The organism is Xanthomonas sp. NCPPB 1826 (assembly GCF_056725285.1).
Genome location: NZ_CM161521.1, coordinates 233,146 through 253,567 on the forward strand (window position 1 = coordinate 233,146; position 20,422 = coordinate 253,567).

Consider the following 20,422-nt stretch of genomic DNA (forward strand, 5'->3'; position numbering starts at 1 on the left):
GGTGTGTGCCTGGCAACACCCGCGGCGTCGCTGCACAGCGCCCGCGCCTGTGCGGCAGCGAACGCACGCGTGCTTACGCCTTGTCGACCCCGTAGTGGGTCAGCCCCAGCCGGGCCAGTTCGCCGGAGCGGCGGTAGTAGACCTCTTCCCAGCCATCCACGCGCTGGCGATCGGTCTCGCTCATCGCGTCGAGAATGTCTTCGATGCTGAGCAGGTTGGGGTCTTCTTCCAGGCGTTCGAATACCGTGCCCAGGCCTTCGATCGCCTGGCGCGCCTGCACCGCGCCCATTGCGCCCAGCCCCTGCAATGCGTCACGCCGGGTGGCGGCGTCCCAGCGGTCGAAGTAGCGTGCATAGCCGCTCTCGCTCATGTCCGCATCCAGCCGCGCCAATGCCACCAGCTCGCGCTCGCCCGGCGACAAGGCATCCATGCGTCCGCGCAGCGCGGTCAGTTTGGTTTGCGCGCGTGCGCTGCGGCGGCGCCACAGCAACTCGGGCATGTTGAGCAGCCCCTCTTCCGTGGGCGGCGCCACCGCCGGCCAGTTCACTCCGAAGCCGTCGTCGGTGAGCTGCCATTGCGCACGCTGCGGCGGCGTTGCCTTCAACAACAGCCGCTGCGCCTTGATCGGCTCGTCGATACGGATGCCGTTGGCCAGGGTGAACAGCAGGCGGGTGTCGTCCAGCTCCAAGCGCCGGATGCGAAGCTGCGTCAGGTCCATTGAGCGAAGGCGGTATGGGGAGGTTTGACCATAGTCCGGCTCGGCGGTGGTGTCGAGTCGGTGCAGCCTCACACGTCGCCGTCTGTACTCCAGCCTTCGCCGCTGCCGCGCTGGATGACCCGATCGGTGTCCAGCACCTCGCCGGCCGGCACCTGCGCCTGCTGCGCAAGATCGGCATAGATCGGGGTGAAATCCGGCGCGGTGGCACTCATCAACTGCGCAAAGCTGTCGATGACGAAGTAGGTCTTCTGGAAGCTGTCGATGCGGTAGCGCGTGCGCATGATGCGTCGCAGGTCGAAGCCGATCCGGTTGGGCGCCGGCGATTCCAGCGAATGCAGCGATTCGCCCTTCGACGACACGATGCCGGCACCAAAGATGCGCAGCCCCTGCGGCGTGGCGATCAGGCCGAATTCCACCGTGTACCAGTACAGGCGGGTGAGGTTCTGCAGCGCGTCCGCGCCGATGCCGTGCGCCTTGACCCCGCCACGGCCATAGGCCTGCATGAAGTCGGCAAACAGCGGATTCATCAGCAGCGGCACGTGCCCAAACAGGTCATGGAACAGGTCCGGTTCGGCGATGTAGTCGATCTGATCGGGGCGGCGGATCCACCATGTCACCGGGAAGCGCTTGTTGGCCAGGTGCTCGAAGAAATCCAGCTCCGGCAGCAGGCCCTGCACGCCGACCAGGGTCCAGCCGGTGGCTGCCTGCAGTACCGCATTGAGCGCATCGAAACGCGGAATATGGGTCTCGCCCATGCCCATCGCATCCTGCGCCTGCAGGAACTCGTCGCAGGCGCGGTCGACCAGCAGCGCGCGCTGGCGGCGATACAGGGTGCCCCAGGTGGCGTGGTCGTCGGCGCTGTAGCCATCCCACGGCTGCTCGACCACGGCGGTGGTGTAGACCGGCACATAGCCCTTGTCGGTGAGCTGATTCTCGACGCGTTGCGGTGCGATGTTCATGCGGCGGCGGTTCCCGATGATCAGCGCTTTACCTTAGCCGGATGGTCGCGCAACGGGATTGCGAATCTTGCGTGTCCGATGCTTCCAGGCGCAAGATTCGTGCGTCATCCTCTGCTGCTGCGCAACATATGGACCAGCCAATCGCCCTGGACCGCACCGATCTGCGCCTGCTCGCCCTGCTGCAGACGCAGGGCCGCAGCAGCAATGCGGAGCTGGCGGTGCAGGTCAATCTGTCGGCCTCGGCCTGCCTGCGCCGCACCCAGCGGTTGGAGGCGGCCGGCATCATCGCCGGCTACGGCGCACGCCTGGATGCCAAGGCGCTGGGGCTGGGGCTGCAGGCCTTCGTGCGGGTGCAGCTGGAGCAGCACGGCCAGGCCGATATCGAACATTTTGCCGACGGCGTGCGCGGCTGGGACGAGGTGGTGGCCTGCTGGGCGCTCACTGGCGACATGGATTACCTGCTGCAGGTGCAGGTGCGCGACCTGGAGCATTTCTCGCGCTTCCTGCTCGACCGCCTGCTCAATGCGACCGGCGTGTCCGACGTCAATTCCAGCTTCGTGCTGCGCACGGTGAAGGCACCGGAAGGCCTGCCGCTCTCGCATCTGGGCTGATCCGGCGAGCTGTGAGGCAGGCACACGTGCACTGTGACTTGCCTCTCAAACGATAACGATTTACATTTGCGTAACATCCGGCTGCGCCCGGCATGTCTTCTCGTCGATCCGCCAGCCCGACAGGGCCAGCCAGCTCGTCGCCCGAGTGGGACGCGCCGCGCATGCCTGCGTTTTTTTGCCCGGTGACGCCGCGCGTCCCGCACCGATCGACGAGAACCCTCCAATGCCCGCGATTTCCGCTCCCCTGGCCACGTTGTCCGCTGCCTTGCTGTGCGCGTTGGCGCTGACGCCCTGCGCTGCCCGTGCCGACAGTGCCGCCGCCGATGCAAGCAACGCCAAGACGCTGGACCAGGTCAACGTCAACGGCGCGGTGAGCCGCGCACAGCCGGCCACCACCACGCGCCTGCCGCTGACCCTGCAGGAAACGCCGCAATCGGTGAGCGTGATCGGGCTGCAGCGGCTGGAAGAGCAATCGCTGTTCAGCATCGACGATGTGATGCGCAACGTCACCGGCGTCAACGTGTCGTTCTACGACACCCAGCGCCCGCTGTATTTCGCGCGCGGCTTCCAGATCACCGACTTCCAGGTCGATGGCCTGCCTACCTACAGCGGTGCGACCAACCAGGAATACGACACGGTCTTCTACGACCGCATCGAGGTGATCCGCGGCGCCAACGGCCTGCTCACCGGCGCCGGCATTCCCTCGGCCACGGTCAACCTGCTGCGCAAGCGCCCGGGCAAGGAGTTCGATGCCTCGTTCGCAGTCAGTGCCGGCACCTGGGATTTCCGCCGCATGCAGGCCGATGTCAATGCGCCGCTGACCGAAGACGGGCGCTGGCGCAGCCGCGTGGTTGCGGCCTGGCAGGACCGCGACTACTACTACGACCGGTACCACGACAACAAGATGTCGGGCATGGCGGTGCTGGAAGGCGACCTGACCGACAGCACCACGCTCACCGTCGGCTATCAGCGCCAGGACAATAGCCCGATCGGCTCGACCTGGGGCACGGTGCCGTTCTTCGCCGCCGATGGTTCGCCGGCCAACCTGCCGCGCTCGACCAACATGGCGCCCAAGTGGAGCCGCTGGCAGCGCGAGACCAGCACCGCCTTCGCCAACCTGGAACAACGCTTCGGCGAGGATTGGTTGCTGCGCGTCAACTACGCGCACACCAAGGGCGATGTGCAGAGCCTGCGCGTGTACGGCACCGGCTATCCGGCCGCCGATGGCAGCGGCATCTTTCTGCGCACCGGAGCCGGCGAAACCAGCGACGCGCGCGATGGCGTGGACGTGTACCTGTCCGGCGGTTTCTCGTTGTTCGGCCGCCAGCACGATGTGGTGGTCGGCGGCAGCTGGCAGGATCTGCAGTCGACCTCCTACGGCGTCGCGCAGACCTATCCCGATGACTGGGCGAGCTGCCCTAACGACTTTGGCCCGCCCGAGCGCTGTTATTTCATCCCCAATATCCGCAACTGGGATGGTGATATCTCCGAAGTGACCTATGCGCGGACCGGCCGCCGCAGCGAAGCGCGCACCACGCAGCGCGGCGTGTATGCCTCGACCCGGTTGCGTCTGGCCGACCCGCTGTCGCTGATTGCCGGTGCACGCCTGAGCTCCTGGGAAACCCGCACCCAGGCCTTCGACGCCAGCGGCGCCTACACCGGCACCAGCGGCCGGTACGAGGTGAGCGACGAGGTCACCCCGTATGTGGGACTGGTCTACGACATCGTGCCGGATGTGTCGCTCTACGCCAGCTATACCGAGATCTTCAACCCGCAGAATTACCGCGACAAGGACAACAACCTGCTCGCCCCGGTGGAAGGCTCCAACCTGGAAGCCGGCATCAAGGCGCAGTTGTTCGACGGCCGTGCGATGGCCACCGCCGCCGTGTTCGAGGCCAAGCAGGACAACTTCGCCGTGCGCGACATGACCCAGCCGGAATCCTCGCTGCCGGACGGCAATTCGGCCTATATCGGCATCAACGGCACCAAGAGCCGTGGCTGGGAAATGGATTTCAACGGCGAAATTCTGCCAGGCTGGACCGTCAACGCCGGCTTTACCCACGTCAAGGTGACGCGCCCGCCCACCGATGCGATCTACGCCAACCTGCCCGAGGATTACCTGCAGCTGTCCACCCAGCTGCGCCTGCCCGGCGCCTGGGAGCGCCTGAGCATCGGCGGCGGCGTCAGCTGGCAGAGCGCGGTGCGCGGCTTCAACATCGAGCGCCCCACCGGCGACGGCACCGGCGCCACCACGCCGGTGACCGTGGTGCAGAACCCGTATGCACTGGTGCATTTCAACGCCAACTACCGCATCAGCGAGCAATGGACCGCCACGCTGGCGGTACGCAACGCCTTCGACAAGACCTACTGGGCCAACCTGGATTACCAGAACTACGGCGAGCCGCGGTTTGTCAGCGTGTCGTTGCGTTGGCGCTATTGAGGCATTGCCGATGAAGCGGATGTGTTACCGGTAAGGCATCGCGGCCAGGGCCGCTCCTACAGGAGCGGTGCTGGCCGTGCCGACGTTACCCAATACACCAAAGACCGCCCCGCCATCGTAGGAGCGGACCCGGCCGCGACCCGATCCCGCCTCAGCGCACCTGAAAAAAATGCCACACCGTCTTAGGAGCGGCCTAGGCCGCGACCCCCTCCGCGGCACATCTCAGCGCACCCGAAAAGAACCGCCGCCCAGGCCGCGACCTTGTCCGGCACACCCTCGGTGCATCAACACAAGGCATCAACAACGCAGTCGCCCTACGCATCGGCTTTAAATGCGCGCGTCTCGGAACAGGCGCCCACGCCCGCTCAGCTCCGCAGGACCTCGCGCGGTGCCCGCATCAGCTGCGTATTGCCTCGCACCGCCTCCATCTCACGGCGCCACGCAAGCCTCGTCCTTGCCGCGCAGCTTCTGCCAGCGCGAGCGCTCTTGCAGGCAGCGCCGATACGCTTCCGCCTTGGCGGCGGCAGCCTGCTCGGCGGCGGTGCGGGTGGCACTGCTGCGCTGCGCCTGCAACTGCGCGATCTTGGCGCGGATCTGCGGCATCGCCGCCATCGCGGCACGCTCGCCTTCCAGGATGGCGGCGCCACGCTGGTTGAAATCGGCCGAGCCGATGTCGTTGACCTTGGGGCGGATCACCACATCGGCACGCTTGAGTTCCGCCTCGCCCAGGCGCTGGCCCATGATCGAGATCGACTGGTTGACGGTGCCGAGCAGATCGCCGGGATTCTTGCCGCTGGCCTTGCTGGAAATATCCACCGCCACCACGAATTCCGCACCGAGCTGGCGCGCCGCATCCACCGGCACCGGGCTGACCACGCCGCCGTCCACATAGTGGTATTGGCCGATGGTCACCGGCTCGAATACGCCGGGAATGCTGCTGGACGCGCGCACCGCCTGGCCGGCATTGCCGCGCACGAACACGGTGCGTTCGCCGTCTTCCAGCCGCGTGGCGACCGCCGCGAACGGCTTGCGCAACTTGTCGATCGGCTTGCCGCCGAGCTGTTCGTTGACGTAGTCCTGCAGCTTCTGGCCCTGCACCAAACCGCCGGAGAAGATCCGCACATCGCGGATGCTGGTCTGGTCGAGCGCGACGGCCTTTTCCTGCATCTGGAACGCATCCATGCCGCTGGCATACAGCGCCCCGACCACGCTGCCGGCGCTGGTGCCCGACACCACCACCGGCGCAAAGCCGTTGGCCTCGAGCATCTTGATCACGCCGATATGCGCAAAGCCCTTGGCCGCGCCGCCACCGAGCGCCACCCCGATCTTCACCGGTTTGACCGCGCCGGCAGACGGTGCCTGCACCACCGGCGCCGGTGCTGCCGGGCGCGGCTCGCCACCGCAGGCCGAGAGCAGACCGAGCATGGACAACAGGGCAAGCGAGCGTGGGCGGCGGAGCACAGTCATGGCGAAAACGTCGATGGGAAAGGCGAGGGAGAATACACGCGTGCCGTCACGGTGGCGCTGATGGTTGGCGTGCGTGGAGATTGTTCAGAACGGCATCGTTTGCAGGCGTTGCACTGCGTTGTCCCGGCAAGAAGGGCGAGCCGGTTCGTTCGGGCGATGACCGCAGCCACCTGCACGGGCCGGGGGCGCGGAGCGGGGGAGGGTAAGGAGCGAGGCCACATGGGATCGCAGCAGGCTTCGCCGGTCCCCTCATCCGGCGCGACGCGCCACCTTCTCCCGGCAGGAGAAGAGGGCCCGCACACCCGCCTGCCGCGTCACCCCATCAAAACCGGTTGTCGCCATCCAGCAACCTTCCCAGGCCGCCCAGCACCGAGCCTTCGCCGCGTTGCTGTCCACCGGCCTGCGGGGCGGCCTGCAGCATGCGGCCGGCCATGCGCGAGAACGGCAGCGATTGCAGCCACACCTTGCCGGGGCCGGTGAGGGTGGCCAGGAAGACGCCTTCGCCGCCGAAGAACATGCTCTTCAGCCCGGCGACGCGGCGCACGTCCATGTCCACGCCGGCGTGGTAGGCGACCACGCAGCCGGTGTCCACATCGATGCGTTCGCCGGGGCCGAGTTCGCGTTCCACCACGGTGCCGCCGGCATGCACGAAGACCCAGCCGTCGCCTTCGAGCTTCTGCATGATGAAGCCCTCGCCGCCGAACAGGCCGGTGAGGATCTTGCGTTGAAACGCGATCCCCAGCGACACGCCGCGCGCGCCGGCCAGGAAGCTGTCCTTCTGGCAGATCAGTTGCCCGCCATGCTCGGACAGGCGCAGCGCCAGCACCGTGCCCGGATAGGGCGCGGCGAATGCGACCCTGGCCTTGCCGCTGCCGGCATGGGTGAACACGGTGGTGAACATGCTCTCGCCGGTGACCACGCGTTTGCCGGCCGACAGCAGCTTGCCCATCAGCCCGCCGCCGCCGCTCTGGCCGGCATGCGAGCCGTCGCCGAACACGGTGTCCATCTGCACCGCGGCGTCCTTGTACATCAGCGCGCCGGCCTCGGCGATGGCGCTTTCGCCCGGGTCCAGCTCGACCTCGACGAACTGCATGTCGTTGCCGACGATGCGGTAGTCGATCTCGTCGGCGCGCCCGGCCGCGCCGGTCAGCGGTGGCGGCAGGCCGCTGCCGCCCTGCAGCTCGGCCAGCTGGCGGGCCGGCGTCCAGCCATCGAGTCCGTCGCGCCAGGCCAGCGCGTCGGGCTGGCGCTGGGCATATGCGCGGGCGCTGGCATCGTCGAGCGGGCCGATGCGATCGGCCTGTCCGGGAACATGGAAATACCACTGGGCCATCGGGACGACTCCTGTCTGTGCGTGCGCCGAGTCTAAGCGCAGCCGCGGTGACGGCGTCCCGTGTCCAAGGTCATGCCCGGAAGGTGCGGTTGGGCGCGGTTGTGGGCTGTAAGGAGCGCGTGGCCGCCGGCTGTCGTCGCGCAGCTTGCGCAAGCCCCTCGGCCTGCGCGCACGGCGGGGCGGGGGGCGCTTACTCGCCCACCGTCGCCCAATAGCGCTCGCCGTCGCGCTGCACCCGCACCGGGCCGCCGAACACGTCCGACAGGCTGGCGTCGGTGAGCAGCGCATCGCGCGGACCATCGGCCACGACGGTGCCGGCACGCAGCAGGATCACCCGCGCGATCTCCGGCACGATTTCCTCGATGTGATGGGTCACCAGGATCAGCGTGATGCCTTGCCGGGCCAGGTGACGCATGGTGTCGAGCAGGTGCTGTCGCGCCACCAGGTCCAGGCCGGTGGACGGCTCGTCCAGCAGCAGCGCCTGCGGGCGGTTGACCAGTGCGCGCGCGATCAGCACGCGGCGGGTTTCGCCGGCCGACAGTTCGGCAAATTGCCGGTCCAGCAACGGCAGCGCGCGCGCCAGGGCCAAGGCCTCCCGTGCCCGCGCGCGCATGTCGTCGCTGATCTCCCGATGCGGTGGCACCACATAGCTGGCGAAGAAACCGGACAGCACCGCGCTTTCCACATCCAGCCCCGGCATGTCGGCCAGGTTGACGCTGAGGTCGCCGGTGACGATGCCCAGCTGCGAGCGCAGGCGATCCACCTGCCAGCGCACCTGCCCGAGCACTTTCACCGCCGCCTGGCCGTCGGCGCGCACCAGCGGATACAGCTCGCGGGTGATCAGCTTGATGAAGGAGGACTTGCCGCAGCCATTGGGGCCGAGGATGGCGGTGTGCTGCCCCAGCGCAATGCGCAGGCTGAGCGCATGCAGCACGCGCACCTGGCCGCGCATCACGCTGGCCTGGTCGAGCTCGATCAACGGGATGGCGTTGGCAACAGCAGCAGGATCGGTGGACATTTCGGCAGTAACCGTCATACGGGTGACATCAGGCGCAGTGGGGAAGGGGAGCGTGTGAACCGCTTTAGAAATGTAGGGCGCACCCTACGCATGCGAAGGGTGAAGTTTGCCGCCATCGCCCCCATCATGTCTCCATCGACCCAACCCGATGGCGCCGCTGTGGAAATGCCGATGTTGTCCGACCCGATCATCGACCTTCTGACTTCCGGCGTGGCCGGGCTGGGCGTATGGGGCATGCTGGCGGTGCTGCTGGTGTTCACCCAGCTGACCATCTTCGCGGTGACCTTGTACCTGCATCGCAGCCAGGCCCATCGCGGTGTGGACTTCCATCCGGTGGTGGCGCACTTCTTCCGCTTCTGGACCTGGCTTACCACCTCGATGATCACCCGCGAATGGGTGGCGATCCATCGCAAGCATCACGCCAAGGTCGAGACCGAGGAAGACCCGCACAGCCCGCAGACCAAGGGCATCAGCCAGGTGTTCTGGCGTGGCGTGGAGCTGTACCGCGAAGCACGCGCGCAGCGTGCTGACATCGAGCAATACGGCAAGGGCGCGCCCACCGATTGGATCGAGCGGCATCTGTACACCCCGCATGCCAATGCCGGCCCGATCGCGTTGCTGGTGATCAACGCGGTGCTGTTCGGTTTGCCCGGCATCGCGCTGTGGGCGATCCAGATGGCGTGGATTCCGTTCTGGGCCGCCGGCGTGGTCAACGGCCTGGGCCACTGGTGGGGCTATCGCAATTTCGAGTCGGCCGACACCTCCACCAACCTGACGCCGTGGGCGCTGTGGATCGGTGGCGAAGAACTGCACAACAACCACCATGCGTTCCCAAGCTCGGCGCGGTTTTCGATGCGGCGCTGGGAGCTGGATATCGGCTGGGTCGCCATTCGCGGGCTGCAGGCGATCGGTCTGGCCAAGGTGCTGCGGGTGGCTCCGTCGCTGGACATCCGCCCCAACATCGCCGTGCCCGATGCCGACACGCTCAAGGCCCTGCTCTCGCATCGCTTCCAGGCGATGACCGATTACCAGCGCAATGTGTTCACCCCGGCGCTGCGCGAAGAGGCCGCGGCCACCGGCGCCAAGCTGCGGCAGCTGTTGCCGCGGCGGCTGCGCAAGGGCCTGGTCGATGACGGGCGTTGGCTCAAGCCCGATGCGCGCGCGCAACTGCAGCACTGGGTGGCCGAGCGCCCGCGCATGCGCACGCTGGTCGAGTACCGCGCACGCCTGACTGCGGTGCTGGAGGCGCGCAGCCACGATGCATCCGAACGGCTCAAGCACCTGCAGCAGTGGTGTCATGAGGCCGAAGCCAGCGGCAATGCCGCCCTACAGGCTTATGCGGCGCGGCTGAAGGGTTATGCGCTGAGTGGGTCGTAAGCATTGCGGCACGCGCACTGCTGTGCGTGTGCATGGATCGCATGGCTTGGTCGCGCGCGGCCTGCTGCTGGCGGGTGCCGTATGCGCTCCGGCTTTTCTTGCGCAGGCGCAGGCCCAGGTGCAGGACAGCCAGCAGTATCTGCAACGCATGGATACCGACGGCGATGGCCGGGTCAGCCGCGACGAATATCTGGCCTGGATGAGCTATGCCTTCGAGCAGCGCGACCTGGACCATGACGGCGTGCTGCAGGGCGATGAACTGCCTGGCCGGCGCGGCAAGCCGGTTACCCGCGCCGCGCATCGCGCCACGCTGATCGAGCGCTTCGCGCGGCAGGATGCCAACGGCGACGGCTATCTGAGCGCGCGCGAGTTGCTGGCGCCGCCGCGCTGATGCCTACCTTCGCGCGCGTCTGACGCTGCGTTCGGCAAGCTCGAGCGCATGTTCACTCTCGACCAGGTCAGCCGGCGCTACGGCCAGGCCATCGCCCTCGACTCCGTCTCCCTGCAGTTCGCCAGCGGCATCACCACCGCCTTGATCGGCCCCAGCGGCGCCGGCAAGTCCACGGTGTTGCGGATGCTGGTCGGGCTGGAGTGGCCGGACAGCGGCACGGTCGCCTTCGATGGCGCGCCGCTGCAACGCGCCGGCCTGCAGGCGCAGCGCCAGCGCATCGGCTATGTGATTCAAGAGGGCGGGCTGTTCCCGCATCTGGATGCACGCAGCAACGTGGCGTTGCTGGCGCAGACGCTGGGCTGGACGCGGCAGCGCATCGACCAACGCCTGCAAACCTTGTGCGCGCTCTGCCAGCTGCCGCCGGAGCTGCTGGCGCGTTATCCGGCCGAGCTGTCCGGCGGTCAACGCCAGCGCGTGGGCTTGATCCGTGCGCTGATGCTGGATCCACCGGCCCTGCTGCTGGACGAGCCGCTGGGCGCGCTCGACCCGATCGTGCGTTACGACCTGCAGGCGCAGATGCGCGCGCTGTTCGCCCAGCTCGGCAAGACCGTGGTGCTGGTGACCCACGACGTTGCCGAAGCCGCCTACCTGGCCGACACCCTGGTGCTGATGCGGGCCGGCCAGGTGGTGCAGCAGGGCAGTGCACGCAGCCTGCTGGAACAGCCGGCCGATCCGTTCGTGCAGCGCTTTCTCACTGCGCAGCGCAGCATCGGCGACGCCGCATGATCGCGCGCGTGCTGCTGGCCGTTGCCCTGCTGATCGCCAGCGTCGGTGCGCAGGCCGCGCAGGTGACGATCGGCTCGAAGAACTTCACCGAGGCCGTGCTGCTGGGCGAGATCGCCACCGCCGCCGGGCAGCGCGACGGCGTGGACGTGCAACACCGCGCGCAGCTCGGTGGCACGCGCATCCTGTGGCGCGCGCTGGAAACCGGGCAGATCGATGCGTACGCCGAATACACCGGCACGCTGGCGCAGGAACTGCTGCAGCTGCCCAAGGCCAGCCAGGCCGAACTGCGCGCCGCACTGGATGCGCGCGGGCTGGCGATGACCGACTCGCTCGGCTTCCAGAACACCTATGCCTTCGGCATGCGCGTCGAGCGCGCGCAGGCGCTTGGCATCGCATCGATGTCGGATCTGGCACGGCATCCATCGCTCAAGATCGGGCTGAGCAACGAATTCATGCAGCGCGCCGATGGCTGGCCGGGCGTGCGCGTCGCCTATGCACTGCCGCAGACCGCGACCGGGCTGGATCACGATCTGGCCTATCGCGCGCTGCAGAGCGGAGCGATCGAGGTCACCGATCTGTACAGCACCGATGCGGAAATTCCGTATTACCGGCTGCAGGTGCTGCGCGACGACCGCCATTACTTTCCCGATTACCAGGCGGTGTTCCTGTATCGCAAGGACCTGGCGCAGCGCTCACCGGCGATGCTCAAGGCATTGCAGGGGCTGCATGGGCGCATCGACGAGGCGACCATGCAGCGGCTCAACGCACAGGTGAAGCTGGAGCGTCAGTCCGAGGCGGCGGTGGCTGCGCAGTGGCTGGGCGTTGCGCCGGCATCGGCAGCCGACTCGCGTGTGGCGCGTTTGCTGCGGCATACGCGCGAGCATCTGGCCCTGGTCGGCATCTCGTTGGGCTTCGCCTTGCTGATCGCGTTGCCGCTGGGCGTACTGGCGGCCCGGCGGCCGCGGCTCGGGCAGGTGGTGCTGTCGTTGACCGGCGTGCTGCAGACCTTGCCGTCGCTGGCGGTGTTCGTCTTCATGATTCCGTTGTTCGGCATCGGCGCCAAACCGGCGATTGCCGCGTTGTTTCTCTACAGCCTGCTGCCAATCGTGCGCAACACGCATGCCGGGCTGACCTCGATCCCGCGCGAGTTGCGCCAGACCGCCGAGGCGATCGGGCTGCCGGCATGGACGCGCCTGTGGCGGGTGGAACTGCCGCTGGCGCGTCGCACCATCGTGGCCGGCATCCAGACCGCGGCGGTGATCAACGTGGGCACCGCCACGCTGGGCGCGTTGATCGGCGCAGGCGGCTACGGCCAACCGATCCTCACCGGCATCCGCCTGGACGACATCGGCTTGATCCTGGAAGGCGCGATTCCTGCGGCGGTGCTCGCACTGATCGTGCAGGCGCTGTTCGAAGGCCTGGAGCGCTGGGTCACCCCGCGTGGGCTGCGCATCCGCCAGCGCGGCTGAGCCCGTAGGAGCGGACCAGGCCGCGATGTGGCTTAGCCGGTAACGCCCCGTCGCGGCCTGGTCCGCTCCTACGGTTAGGCGGTTGGCAGCGCTGCGATCAGGGCTGAGAGCGCATCCTCGGTGACATTGAGGTGCGGTGCGATACGCAAACGTCCGTGCCGGCGTGTACAGATCGCCCCGCGTGCGCCGAACGCCGCCGCCACCGCATCCAGCTGATTGGCTGGCGGCTGCAACGCGGTCAGATGCGCCGCGTGGGCCGGCGTGCACCAGCTGCCCAGACCGCGTGCCTGCAGCGCCGCATCCCAGCGTGCGGTGAGCGCGCCCAGCGCCTGCGCGATGTGCGCCGGTCGCCAGGCAGCGACCTGCTGCAAGGCCACCGTCGCCATCGCAATCCTCATTGGATCGGCAACGCCGCCGGCATCGAACCGGCGCGCACCGCTGCGATAGGACGGCGCCTGGGCGACCGGAAATTCCCAGCTGCTGCCGGCATCGCGGCCGATCCAGTGTTCTTCGATCGGCACGCCGTGCACCCGCCATTGCGGGGCCACCCACAGCCAGGCCAGCCCCATCGGGCCCAGCAGCCATTTGTGGCCGACGCTGACCACGAAATCCGGCCGCCAGCGCGGCAGGTCGGTCGGCAGCACGCCCAGGCTCTGGCTCAGATCCAGCACCAGCGCCGCACCGCGTGCGTGCACCGCGGCGCTGATGCGGTCCAGATCGAGCTGTCGTCCATCCAGCCAGTACGCATGCGGCAAGGTGACGATGCGCAAGGCCGGTGTCTGGGCAATGGCCTGCAGCACCGCTGCGGTCAAGGCATCGCCACCGGCCGTGGACACCGCCACGATGTGCGCACCCACCTCGGCACAGCGGCGTTGCCAGATCAGCAGGTTGGAAGGGAACTGGCCTTCCAGCAGCAGCACCGCCTCGCCGCGTTGCAGCGGCAGGTTGCGTGCGGCAGTCGCCAGGCCGTGCGCGGCCGAGGGCAGCATCGCCACGCCGTCGGCATCGGCGTCAAACAGGCCTGCAGCGAGCATGCGCAAATGCTCGATGTCCTGCAGCCAGGCATCGAACGGCAGCTGCCACGGGGTGGCCAGCGCATCCACCGCCTGATGCGCGACCGCTTGCACCGCGCGCAGCAGCGGGCCGCGCGAGGCGGCATCCAGATAGGTGATGTCGGCAGGTAACGCAAATGCCTGCTGGCGGTGTTCCCATTCGACGGGCGCGGGGAGCAGGCTGGACAGAGAAAAAGAAGGCATGGCGACAGCTTACCGCTGGCTGCCACGCTGCCGACACGGCGCGTTCACAGGCGCTCCTCAAGCATATGGCGATGTCTGCACTCTCATCTCTGCTGGGCCACCACCAGCAACAGCAGCTGACGCTGCTGGAACGCTACGCGCAGACCCGCGCGCTGAGCGATCGCCTCGCCGCACCCCTGAGCGCTGAAGACGCAATGGTGCAGAGCATGCCCGACGCCAGCCCCAGCAAGTGGCATCTGGCGCACACCACCTGGTTTTTCGAACGCTTCGTGCTGCAGGCCGATCCGGCCTACCGTGTGTTCGACCCGGCCTGGGATTTCCTGTTCAACAGCTACTACCAGAGCGTGGGCCCGATGCACGCCCGCGCGCGTCGCGGAGTGTTGTCGCGGCCGTCGTTGCAGCAGGTGCGCGACTACCGGGCCGCAGTCGATGCGCAGATGCAGCAGCGCCTGCGTGACGGGGTGTTGGAGGCGCAGGCTTGCACCATCGTGCAGCTCGGCATCCAGCACGAGCAGCAGCACCAGGAATTGTTGTTGACCGACATCAAGCACGCGCTGTGGAGCAATCCGCTGCAGCCGGCGTATCGCGATACGCCGGCACCGCCTGCGGCCGTCGCCAGCACGCTGCGCTGGCAGGCACGCGACGAACAGATCGTGGAGATCGGCGCAGCGGCATGGCCGCAGGCCGATGCCTTCGCCTACGACAACGAGTCGCCGCGTCATCGCGTGCTGGTCGGTGCGCATGCGTTGGCGCATCGGGTGGTCAGCAACGCCGAGTTCCAGCAGTTCATCGACGCCGGTGGCTACCGCAGTGCCGGTGCCTGGCTCAGCGATGGCTGGGCGATGGTGCAGGCGCAAGGCTGGCAGCACCCGCTCTATTGGGACGCGGACGGACGCGAGTTCACCCTGGATGGCTGGCGCCCGCGCGACGCGCATGCGCCGGTATGCCATCTGAGCCTGTTCGAAGCCGATGCGTTCGCACGCTGGGCCGGCGCACGCCTGCCCACCGAAGCCGAGTGGGAACAGGCCGCCACCGGTGTGCCGGTGCAGGGCAATTTCGTCGATAGCGACGCCTTGCATCCGCGCGGCGCCGACGCGGTGGATACCGGCCTGCAGCAGTTGTTCGGCGATGTCTGGGAATGGACCGGCAGCGCCTACCTGCCGTATCCCGGCTTTGCGCCGTGGCCCGGGTCGCTGGGCGAATACAACGGCAAATTCATGAATGCGCAATGGGTGCTGCGCGGTGGCAGCTGTGCCACGCCGGCTAGCCACGTCCGCGCCAGTTACCGCAACTTTTTTCCCTCCGATGCGCGTTGGCAGTTTGCCGGCGTGCGCCTTGCCAAGGATCTGCCTTGAACGCCGCCGCCCATGCCATGCAACGCGCGCACGCCGCGCTGACCGACCTGCGCCCGCAACCGGACGACATCACCGCCGACGCGCTGGCCGGGCTGTCGCAAACGCCCAAGACGCTGCCGTCGAAGTATTTCTACGATGCGCACGGCTCGCAGTTGTTCGAGGCGATCACCCGGCAGCCGGAGTACTACCTCACCGGCACCGAACTGGCCTTGCTGGAGGCCAGCATGGCCTCGATCGCGCAGGCGATCGGCGCTGGCGTGCACGTGGTCGAATACGGCAGCGGCAGCGGGCGCAAGACCGAATTGCTGCTGCAGGGCCTGCGCGATGTGGTGGCCTACACGCCGCTGGAAATCTCGCGCACTGCCTTGCTTGAGAGCACCGCGCGGCTGGCGCAGCAGTTCCCGCAGATCCAGATGCTGCCGGTATGCACCGACTTCACCAAGCCGCTGCAGCTGCCGCAGGCGCAGCGCCCGGCGCGCCGGCATCTGGTGTTCTTCCCCGGTTCGACGCTGGGCAATTTCACCGATGATGCCGCCGTCGAGTTGCTCGATGCGATGCGCCAGACCATGGGCAGCGACGGGTGCGCCCTGATCGGTATCGATCTGGACAAGGATGCCGGCCTGATCGAGGCCGCCTACAACGATGTGGCCGGCGTCACTGCCGAGTTCACCCTGAATCTGCTGGCGCGGCTCAACCGCGAGATCGGCAGCGACTTCGATCTGGACGGCTTCCGCCACCACGCGGTGTATGCGCGCGAACGCGGCCGCATCGAGACCTTCCTGATCAGCCAGCGCGCCCAGCGCGTGCAGGTGGGCGGCAAGGCATTCGAATTTGCCGAAGGCGAGGCGATGCAGGTCGAATACAGCTACAAGTACACCGACGCGCGCTTTGCCGAACTTGCCGCCGCTGCGGGGCTGAAGGTCACCCACGGCTGGAACGATGCCAAGGACTGGTTCGGCCTGCGCGTGTTGCGCCCGCTCTGAGTTCTGGCGTCTGGCGTGCAACGGATCGACGATGCGCAGATCGTCGCGACCATCCGCGCGCTACTGGCGCGCCGGCGGCCGGAGCAATCGATCTGCCCGTCCGAGGTCGCGCGCGCACTCAGCGGGGACGAAGCGCGCTGGCGCGCGCTGATGCCGCAGATCCGCAGCGTTGCCGCTGATCTGGCCGGCAGCGACGTGGTGCAGATCACCCAACGTGGCGACGTGGTCGATGTGCGAACTGTGCATGGCCCGGTCCGCCTGCGGCGCGGCCGGCATTTCGAATGACGGGTGGGGCGCTGCATGCGCAACACCGCTCGCGTGCGCTGCAGGGGCACCTTGGCGAGCCGATCGTGACGCCGGCAGCCCATCGCCCCAGCCGGCACTGACCGCCGTCATGCGGCAACGCGGTCAGGCGCCGTAGCAGTGGCCGTTGCGTGGCACCTGTGCCACGACACATCAGCCCGTCACTGCCGCACTACCGGCAACGCCCCATTGGATCGGCGCGCAACGCGTTGATTCTGCAACGCTGATCCGCCAGACCTACGCCGCCTGCACCACATGCAGGGCCTTGGGATTGCGCCACTGCACCAGCAGCGCCGCTTCGCGTGCCTTGGCTTCTTCCAGATGCGCGTGCTTGATGTGCCCGTAGCCGCGGATATGTTCGGGAATGCTGGCGATCTGCGCGGCCAGGCCGACGTTGTCGGCATCCAGCCGTTGCAGCAGCGTGTCCACTGTCGCCACGTAGTCGGCAATCAGCTGACGTTCGCCACGTCTTTCGGCGCTGTAGCCGAACACATCCAGCTTGCCGCCGCGCAGGAACTTCAGCCGCGCCAGCAGCTTGAAGGCAGTGAACATCCACGGCCCGTATTCGCGCTTGATCGCGTGGCCGTGCGCATCCTTCCTGGCCAGCAGCGGCGGTGCCAGGTGGAAGCGCAGCGTGTAGTCGCCTTCGAACTGCTGCTGCAGCCGGCGCTGGAAGTCGCCACGCGTATACAGCCGCGCCACCTCGTATTCGTCCTTGTAGGCCATCAGCTTGAAGAAGTAACGCGCCACCGCCTCGCTCAATGCGCTGCTGCCGGGTGCCTGTTGCGCTTCACGCGTGCGTACGCGCTCGACCAGGCTGCGATAGCGCTGTGCGTAGGCGGCATCCTGGTAGTCGGTCAGAAACGCAACGCGTCGCGCGATGGCTTCGTCCAGCGACTGCGCCAGTTGCTCGTCGTCGAGCGGATGCGTGGGCGCATCGACATCGCCATGCAGCGTGTTGCCGTCGCCTTGCGCCAGCGCATGCGGTGCGGTCTGCCCGCCAAGATCATGTTCTTCCCAGCTGCCCGGTGCGCGCGCTGGCGGCGTATCGCCCTGTGCATGCGCACGCTCGCCACCCTTGCGCAGTCCTGCGGCCTGCTGCACCGCCGGCAGGTCGATCGCGGCCAGGCGCCCCCACGCAAACGCCTGCTGGTTCATCGCCACCGCCGCGCCATTGAGCTCGATGGCGCGCATCAGCGCGGCGTGCGACAACGGCACCAGCCCGTGTTGCCAGGCATGGCCAAGCACGAACAGGTTGCTGGCGATCGCATCGCCCAGCAGTGCGGTCGCCAGTTGCGTGGCATCCAGCAACAACGGCTCCTGGCCGCCCAATGCAGTGCGCACGCCGGCAATGATCTCGGCGGCGGGGAACTGCAGATCCGGCTGGGTGGTGAAGTTGCCAGGCATCGCTTCGTAGGTGTTGAGCACCACCTGGGTGCGGCCGTCGCGCACCTTGGACAAGGCCCAGTAATCGTTGACCACCACCATGTCGCAGCCCAGCACCAGATCCGCTTCGCCGGCCGCGATGCGCACCGCGTGGATATCGGCCGGTCGGCGTGCGATGCGGATATGCGTGGTCACCGCGCCGCCCTTCTGCGCCAGGCCGGTCTGGTCCAGCACCGTGGCGCCCTTGCCTTCCAGGTGCCCGGCCATGCCGAGCAATGCGCCGATGGTCACCACGCCGGTACCGCCGACGCCGGTGATCAGGATGTTCCAGGGCTGTTGCAGCGTGGTGCGTTGCGGCGGCGCGGGCAGGTTGCCCAGCAAGGCGCTGGCATCGCGCTGTTTGCCTTTGCGCGGCGCACCGCCATGCACGGTGACAAAGCTCGGGCAAAAGCCCGACACGCAGGAATAATCCTTGTTGCAATTGGATTGGTCGATCTGTCGCTTGCGGCCGAATTCGGTCTCCTTGGGCAACACCGACACGCAGAAACTCTTTTCGCCGCAATCGCCGCAGCCTTCGCACACCAGCGAATTGATCATGACGCGCTTGGGCGGGTCGACCAGCTTGCCGCGCTTGCGGCGGCGGCGCTTTTCGGTGGCGCAAGTCTGGTCGTAGATCAGGATCGACACGCCCTTGATCGTGCGCAACTGCTGCTGCACTGCATCCAGTTCGCTGCGATCGTGGAACGTCACCTCGCTGGGGAAGCGCTCGCGCCGGCGCGTCCATTTGCCGACGTCGTCGCTGACCACCGCGATGGTGTGGATGCCTTCGGCGCGCAGCTGCTGCGCGATGTCCGGCACGGTGAGCGTGCCGTCCACCGGCTGGCCGCCGGTCATCGCCACCGCATCGTTGTAGAGGATCTTGTAGGTGATGTTGACGCCGCTGGCGACCGACTGCCGGATCGCCAGCGAGCCGCTGTGGAAATAGGTGCCGTCGCCCAGGTTCTGGAACACGTGCGGCGTTTCGGTGAACGGCGCCTGCCCCGACCAGGTCACGCCTTCCCCGCCCATATGGGTGAAGGTGTCGGTGGAGCGGTTCATCCAGGTCACCATGTAATGGCAACCGATGCCGCCCAGCGCACGCGAGCCTTCCGGCACCGCGGTGGAGGTGTTGTGCGGGCAGCCGGAGCAGTAATGCGGCACGCGCGGAAACAGCGCGCGCGGCAAGGCCATTTCGGCCTCCTTGCTGTCCATCCAGCGCAGCCGTTGTTCGATCGACTCGGTCATCGCGCTGGACGGCAGTGCAAAGCGCTGGATGCGCTTGCCGATCACCGCGGCGATCGTGGCCGGGGTCAACTCGCCGGTGGACGGCAGGATCCATTCGCCCTGCTCGTCGTACTTGCCGACGATGCTCGGCCGCGCACCGGCGCTGGCCGGCCAGTTGTAGAACAGCTCCTTCATCTGGCGCTCGATGAAGGCCTTTTTCTCTTCCACCACCACGATGTCGTCGAGCCCGCGCGCGAACGCGCTGATGCCCACCGGCTCCAGCGGCCAGGTCATGCCGACCTTGTACACGCGGATGCCGATCTGCGCGCAGGCCTGCGCATCCAGGCCCAGGTATTCCAGCGCCTGCAGCACGTCCAGATAGCTCTTGCCGGTGGTGACGATGCCCAGCCGCGCATGCGGCGAATCCAGCACCACCTTGTCGATCTGGTTGGCGCGTGCAAAGGCCTGTGCGGCGGCAATCGCATAGCGGTGCAGGCGCATTTCCTGGTCCACCGGCGGATCCGGCCAGCGGATGCTCAGGCCGCCCGGCGGTAGCGCAAAGTCCTCCGGCAACACGATGCTGCGGGCGAACGGATCCACATCCACCGAGGCCGACGACTCCACCGTCTCGGCAATGGTCTTGAAGCCAACCCAGCGCCCGGTATAGCGGCTCATCGCCCAGCCGAGCAGGCCCATGTCCAGGATGTCTTGCACCCCGGCCGGGTTGAGGATCGGCATCATCGCGCTGACGAATTCCTCTTCCGAGCCGTGCGGCAGGGTGGAGCTGCGGCAGGCATGGTCGTCGGCGGCCAGTGCCAGCACGCCGCCATACGGCGAGGTGCCGGCGGCGTTGCCGTGCTTGAACACATCGCCGCTGCGGTCCACGCCCGGGCCCTTGCCGTACCACATGCCGTAGACGCCCTGCACCTTGGCACCGGGGAACAGGTTGGTCTGCTGGGTGCCCCAGACCATGGTGGCGGCCAGGTCTTCGTTGAGGCCGGGGGTGAAGGTCACCCTGGCCGCGTCCAGATGCTTGCGCGCACGCCACAGCTCCAGGTCGAAACCGCCCAGCGGGCTGCCGCGATAGCCGCTGATGAAGCCGGCAGTCGCAAGGCCGGCGGCGTCATCGCGCAGGCGCTGCATCAACGGCAGCCGCACCAGCGCCTGCACGCCGGACAGGTAGATGCGCCCGTCGGCACGCGTGTACTTGTGCTCCAGCGTGTAATCCGCATCCACCTGGCCGAGCTCCGGCGTGTTGGCAGAGTCGGGAGAAGAGAGTGCAGCAGTACTGGTCATGGCGTGCCCGG

16 protein-coding genes are annotated in these 20,422 nt (G+C 67.5%); 9 read left to right on the forward strand and 7 right to left on the reverse strand.

Annotation, left to right across the window (positions count from 1 at the left end; translation table 11 throughout):
• Positions 1 to 73 precede the first annotated feature (73 nt).
• Together AC1PLA_RS00965 and phhA are read right to left on the reverse strand one after the other, a co-directional pair.
• Positions 74 to 718, reverse strand: a complete 645-nt coding sequence (locus AC1PLA_RS00965; protein ID WP_065048172.1) for a DMP19 family protein — start codon at positions 716 to 718, stop codon at positions 74 to 76.
• 68 nt (positions 719 to 786) lie between these two features.
• Positions 787 to 1,677, reverse strand: a complete 891-nt coding sequence (gene phhA / locus AC1PLA_RS00970; protein WP_065048170.1) for a phenylalanine 4-monooxygenase — start codon at positions 1,675 to 1,677, stop codon at positions 787 to 789.
• Positions 1,678 to 1,805: 128 nt separating this feature from the next.
• Between phhA and AC1PLA_RS00975 the strand changes: the two genes are divergently transcribed.
• Positions 1,806 to 2,288, forward strand: coding sequence for an Lrp/AsnC family transcriptional regulator (locus AC1PLA_RS00975; protein WP_016901223.1), 483 nt, complete (start codon positions 1,806 to 1,808; stop codon positions 2,286 to 2,288).
• Positions 2,289 to 2,511: 223 nt separating this feature from the next.
• Positions 2,512 to 4,728: a TonB-dependent siderophore receptor gene (locus AC1PLA_RS00980; protein ID WP_184353010.1), complete on the forward strand. Its 2,217-nt coding sequence runs from the start codon at positions 2,512 to 2,514 to the stop codon at positions 4,726 to 4,728.
• Positions 4,729 to 5,157: 429 nt separating this feature from the next.
• Here AC1PLA_RS00980 and AC1PLA_RS00985 read toward each other — a convergent pair whose 3' ends face one another.
• The 3 genes from AC1PLA_RS00985 to AC1PLA_RS00995 form a co-directional block, all read right to left on the reverse strand.
• Complete coding sequence (locus tag AC1PLA_RS00985; RefSeq protein ID WP_481105386.1) at positions 5,158 to 6,195, reverse strand: patatin-like phospholipase family protein; 1,038 nt, start codon at positions 6,193 to 6,195, stop codon at positions 5,158 to 5,160.
• Between the two features lie 322 nt (positions 6,196 to 6,517).
• Positions 6,518 to 7,528 carry a TIGR00266 family protein gene (locus AC1PLA_RS00990; protein ID WP_167705013.1) on the reverse strand — a complete coding sequence of 337 codons (1,011 nt, stop codon included), beginning with the start codon at positions 7,526 to 7,528 and terminating at the stop codon, positions 6,518 to 6,520.
• A 190-nt stretch (positions 7,529 to 7,718) separates the two neighbouring features.
• Positions 7,719 to 8,564: an ABC transporter ATP-binding protein gene (locus AC1PLA_RS00995; RefSeq protein ID WP_016901219.1), complete on the reverse strand. Its 846-nt coding sequence runs from the start codon at positions 8,562 to 8,564 to the stop codon at positions 7,719 to 7,721.
• Positions 8,565 to 8,717: 153 nt separating this feature from the next.
• Between AC1PLA_RS00995 and AC1PLA_RS01000 the strand changes: the two genes are divergently transcribed.
• Genes AC1PLA_RS01000 through AC1PLA_RS01015 form a run of 4 tightly spaced genes read left to right on the forward strand, consistent with a single transcriptional unit; the run spans position 8,718 to position 12,569 of the window.
• Positions 8,718 to 9,923 carry a DesA family fatty acid desaturase gene (locus AC1PLA_RS01000; protein ID WP_016901218.1) on the forward strand — a complete coding sequence of 402 codons (1,206 nt, stop codon included), beginning with the start codon at positions 8,718 to 8,720 and terminating at the stop codon, positions 9,921 to 9,923.
• Between the two features lie 46 nt (positions 9,924 to 9,969).
• The gene (locus tag AC1PLA_RS01005; protein WP_481105387.1) at positions 9,970 to 10,314 is read left to right on the forward strand and encodes an EF-hand domain-containing protein; all 345 of its coding nucleotides are present in this window, start codon (positions 9,970 to 9,972) and stop codon (positions 10,312 to 10,314) included.
• Between the two features lie 48 nt (positions 10,315 to 10,362).
• Positions 10,363 to 11,100: an ATP-binding cassette domain-containing protein gene (locus AC1PLA_RS01010; RefSeq protein WP_481105388.1), complete on the forward strand. Its 738-nt coding sequence runs from the start codon at positions 10,363 to 10,365 to the stop codon at positions 11,098 to 11,100.
• Positions 11,097 to 12,569 (forward strand): ABC transporter permease/substrate-binding protein, encoded by a 1,473-nt coding sequence (locus tag AC1PLA_RS01015; protein WP_481105389.1) that lies wholly within the window; start codon positions 11,097 to 11,099, stop codon positions 12,567 to 12,569. Before AC1PLA_RS01010 ends, AC1PLA_RS01015 begins: the two co-directional genes overlap by 4 nt.
• 74 nt (positions 12,570 to 12,643) lie before the next feature.
• Here the strand turns inward: AC1PLA_RS01015 and AC1PLA_RS01020 are convergent, their stop codons facing one another.
• On the reverse strand, positions 12,644 to 13,825 hold the full coding sequence (locus tag AC1PLA_RS01020; protein WP_481105390.1) for an aminotransferase class V-fold PLP-dependent enzyme: 1,182 nt from the start codon (positions 13,823 to 13,825) through the stop codon (positions 12,644 to 12,646).
• Between the two features lie 65 nt (positions 13,826 to 13,890).
• On the opposite strand from AC1PLA_RS01020, the gene egtB reads away from it, so the two are divergent.
• The 3 genes from egtB to AC1PLA_RS01035 are packed head-to-tail and all read left to right on the forward strand — an operon-like array spanning position 13,891 to position 16,448.
• Positions 13,891 to 15,180, forward strand: coding sequence for an ergothioneine biosynthesis protein EgtB (gene egtB / locus AC1PLA_RS01025; protein ID WP_481105391.1), 1,290 nt, complete (start codon positions 13,891 to 13,893; stop codon positions 15,178 to 15,180).
• A complete protein-coding gene (egtD, locus tag AC1PLA_RS01030; RefSeq protein WP_481105392.1) occupies positions 15,177 to 16,163 on the forward strand; it encodes an L-histidine N(alpha)-methyltransferase in 987 nt (328 codons plus the stop codon). The genes egtB and egtD overlap by 4 nt, the downstream gene beginning before the upstream one ends.
• 15 nt (positions 16,164 to 16,178) lie before the next feature.
• On the forward strand, positions 16,179 to 16,448 hold the full coding sequence (locus AC1PLA_RS01035; protein ID WP_481105393.1) for a DUF3253 domain-containing protein: 270 nt from the start codon (positions 16,179 to 16,181) through the stop codon (positions 16,446 to 16,448).
• A 255-nt stretch (positions 16,449 to 16,703) separates the two neighbouring features.
• Here AC1PLA_RS01035 and AC1PLA_RS01040 read toward each other — a convergent pair whose 3' ends face one another.
• A complete protein-coding gene (locus tag AC1PLA_RS01040) occupies positions 16,704 to 20,411 on the reverse strand; it encodes an indolepyruvate ferredoxin oxidoreductase family protein (RefSeq protein WP_481105394.1) in 3,708 nt (1,235 codons plus the stop codon).
• Between the last annotated feature and the right edge of the window lie 11 nt (positions 20,412 to 20,422).

What these genes read in the sequence shown, in the direction of transcription:
- AC1PLA_RS00965 (WP_065048172.1), bottom strand. Translation starts at nt 718, where the DNA reads ATGGACCTGACGCAGCTTCGCATCCGGCGCTTGGAGCTGGACGACACC.
- AC1PLA_RS00975 (WP_016901223.1), top strand. Translation starts at nt 1,806, where the DNA reads ATGGACCAGCCAATCGCCCTGGACCGCACCGATCTGCGCCTGCTCGCC.
- AC1PLA_RS00995 (WP_016901219.1), bottom strand. Translation starts at nt 8,564, where the DNA reads ATGACGGTTACTGCCGAAATGTCCACCGATCCTGCTGCTGTTGCCAAC.
- AC1PLA_RS01000 (WP_016901218.1), top strand. Translation starts at nt 8,718, where the DNA reads ATGTTGTCCGACCCGATCATCGACCTTCTGACTTCCGGCGTGGCCGGG.
- AC1PLA_RS00990 (WP_167705013.1), bottom strand. Translation starts at nt 7,528, where the DNA reads ATGGCCCAGTGGTATTTCCATGTTCCCGGACAGGCCGATCGCATCGGC.
- AC1PLA_RS01040 (WP_481105394.1), bottom strand. Translation starts at nt 20,411, where the DNA reads ATGACCAGTACTGCTGCACTCTCTTCTCCCGACTCTGCCAACACGCCG.
- phhA (WP_065048170.1), bottom strand. Translation starts at nt 1,677, where the DNA reads ATGAACATCGCACCGCAACGCGTCGAGAATCAGCTCACCGACAAGGGC.
- AC1PLA_RS01020 (WP_481105390.1), bottom strand. Translation starts at nt 13,825, where the DNA reads ATGCCTTCTTTTTCTCTGTCCAGCCTGCTCCCCGCGCCCGTCGAATGG.
- AC1PLA_RS00985 (WP_481105386.1), bottom strand. Translation starts at nt 6,195, where the DNA reads ATGACTGTGCTCCGCCGCCCACGCTCGCTTGCCCTGTTGTCCATGCTC.
- AC1PLA_RS00980 (WP_184353010.1), top strand. Translation starts at nt 2,512, where the DNA reads ATGCCCGCGATTTCCGCTCCCCTGGCCACGTTGTCCGCTGCCTTGCTG.
- AC1PLA_RS01010 (WP_481105388.1), top strand. Translation starts at nt 10,363, where the DNA reads ATGTTCACTCTCGACCAGGTCAGCCGGCGCTACGGCCAGGCCATCGCC.
- AC1PLA_RS01015 (WP_481105389.1), top strand. Translation starts at nt 11,097, where the DNA reads ATGATCGCGCGCGTGCTGCTGGCCGTTGCCCTGCTGATCGCCAGCGTC.
- egtB (WP_481105391.1), top strand. Translation starts at nt 13,891, where the DNA reads ATGGCGATGTCTGCACTCTCATCTCTGCTGGGCCACCACCAGCAACAG.